Genomic DNA, 2,132 nt, shown 5'->3' on the forward strand with positions numbered 1-2,132 from the left:
CAGGCGTCACGGTGCCGCCGCCGCCGAACTCGCCGGAAAGCCCTACGGTCCCGGCCCTTGCCGCAGCCCCCATCGATGTCGGCGCGGTCGGCCCGTTGTCGGCGATGAAGGCATGCGCCGCACCCATGGCGCGCATCAGCGAAACGGACCGTTCGAAACGGGCGGCATCGGCCTGCCGCTCAATCAGCGTGCAGGGCAGGTGCGCCATGGACGTGCCGCCCGAATGCAGGTCGAGCACGACGTCATGGCGCGGAAAAAGTTCGTGTTCGAGGAAATGCGCCATCCGCGCTGTCGGCGAGCCGGTGGGATCGCCGGGAAACGCTCGATTGAGGTTGCCGCCGTCGAAGGGCGAGCAGCGCTTGGCCGCCATCACCGCCGGCAGGTTCGCCATCGGCAGGATGGTGACGGCGCCGCGGATTTCAGCGACATCAAGCAGCCGCATCAGCCGGCCGAGCTGGAGTTCGCCCTCATATTCGTCGCCATGGTTGCCGGCCATCAGCAGCAAAGACGGCCCCTCGCCATTTTTCAGGCGAAGGACCGGAATGCGGATCTGATAATAGGGCGACCGATCGATCGAATAGGGAATGGCGAGGTGGCCGGCCTGCCGGCCCTCGCGCGAAAAGTCGATCGGATTGACGAGACCGCTATGCATGATGTCTCCAGTGCGGGTGGTTGCGATGCCGTTACAGCGCCGCGCGTCTTTTTGGGACGCGCAAAGGACGCTGTAACACTTTCAACTTACGCATTGCGCTTTCCGAAAATCGAATCCGATTTTCGGGCCGATGCGCTAGAGCGCGGCGATCGCGGTCATTTCGACGCGCAGATCGGGATCGGCGAGACGAGCTTCGGTGCAGGCGCGGGCCGGTGGGTTTTCGATGTCGATCCAGTCATCATAGACGCTGTTCATCGCCTCGAAATCGACGATCGCCGGCAGGAAGACATTGACGGCGATGAGACGCGAGCGGTCGATGCCAGCTTCTTTCAAAAGGGCGTCGATCTTGCCGAGCACGTCTCGGGTCTGATCCTTGATATCAGCCTTGCGATTTTCCGCGACCTGGCCGGCAATATAGACGAGACCGCCGTAGCTAACGGCTTGGCTCATACGCGAACCTTTCTGATAACGCTGGATCATTGCGGGTTTTCCTTTTCTTGCTTTTGGAGGGAAAGTTCAGCCGAAGCTGGTCAGATAGGCTGTCGTCACCGAATGGTCGGGGTCGAGGCCGTAGAGGATGGCATGCCGGTCAAGGCAGGTGCAGGGATGAGAGATGCCGTACTCGATGACGTCGCCGACCGCGACGTCGCTGCCGTCGGCAAGTGCGACGAAGGCGTGCTGATCGTTGAGGCGAAACACGTCGGCGCCCACGAGATCGGCGAGATACGCCCCATTGCGATAGAGCGCCAGCGGCCGCGGCAGACCCTGATCCATCGCCACGTCGCGCATGCCCATGCCTGAGATCGCCAGCCGCGGTTCCGGCCGGGAGAGGACCTCGGCCCAGACCCGCAGCGCAGGACGGAAAGCTGCAGCCGCCGAAACCGTCTCGCCGCCGATGCGGAAACCGCCGCGTGCATCGAGGCCGGCAAGGCCACGCTCGTAGATGCCGTGGTCGTGGAAGAAGATCGCGCCGCTGCGCAGCACCAGCCGGCAGCCGGGATCGGCCGCAACAGCGGCCGAAAGCCTGGCAATCACAAGGTCGAAAAACACCGAGCCGCCAGCCGTGACCAGGAGCGGCCGCTCGTCGCCTATACGGGCGCGCAGCTTCGGCAGGAAATCCGATGTCACCGCCATCAGCGCATCGATGCGACGCATCGTCTCTTCCGCATCGGCGGTCGCCGCCGCACCCTCATAGGCGGCGATGCCGGTCAACCTAAAGGTCGGCGTCTCCACGGCAAGGATCGCCTCGAGAATTGCCTCGGCGGCGTCGACGCTGCGAGCACCGGCGCGGCCCGCGCCGAATTCCACCAGCAGGCCGAGGGGTGGTAAATCTGCGCGCTCCTGCCATGCGGAGCGAAGAGCCTCGACCAGTGCTGCGGAATCCACGAAGATATGGAGTTCGGCATCGGGATAGTGGCCAAGCAGGGCCGCAAGCCGGCGGGCGGCGGCGGCCCCGCCGATCTCGTTGGCGAGGATCAGC

3 protein-coding genes are annotated in these 2,132 nt (G+C 64.4%); all 3 read right to left on the bottom strand.

The features are described from left to right. Positions 1-652: succinylglutamate desuccinylase/aspartoacylase family protein (locus MOV76_RS38950; protein ID WP_247266571.1), on the bottom strand; the 652-nt coding region annotated here is incomplete at its 3' end. A gap of 135 nt (positions 653-787) precedes the next feature. After that, positions 788-1,132 (bottom strand): RidA family protein, encoded by a 345-nt coding sequence (locus tag MOV76_RS38955; RefSeq protein WP_018246876.1) that lies wholly within the window; start codon positions 1,130-1,132, stop codon positions 788-790. 36 nt (positions 1,133-1,168) lie between these two features. After that, the coding region (locus MOV76_RS38960; RefSeq protein WP_247266572.1) for an alanine racemase at positions 1,169-2,132 on the bottom strand (964 nt) is incomplete at its 5' end.

Origin of the sequence: Rhizobium sp. PRIMUS64 (assembly GCF_023006465.1) — a bacterium.
Classification (GTDB): Bacteria; Pseudomonadota; Alphaproteobacteria; order Rhizobiales; family Rhizobiaceae; genus Rhizobium; species Rhizobium leguminosarum.

What these genes read in the sequence shown, in the direction of transcription:
- MOV76_RS38955 (WP_018246876.1), bottom strand. Translation starts at nt 1,132, where the DNA reads ATGATCCAGCGTTATCAGAAAGGTTCGCGTATGAGCCAAGCCGTTAGC.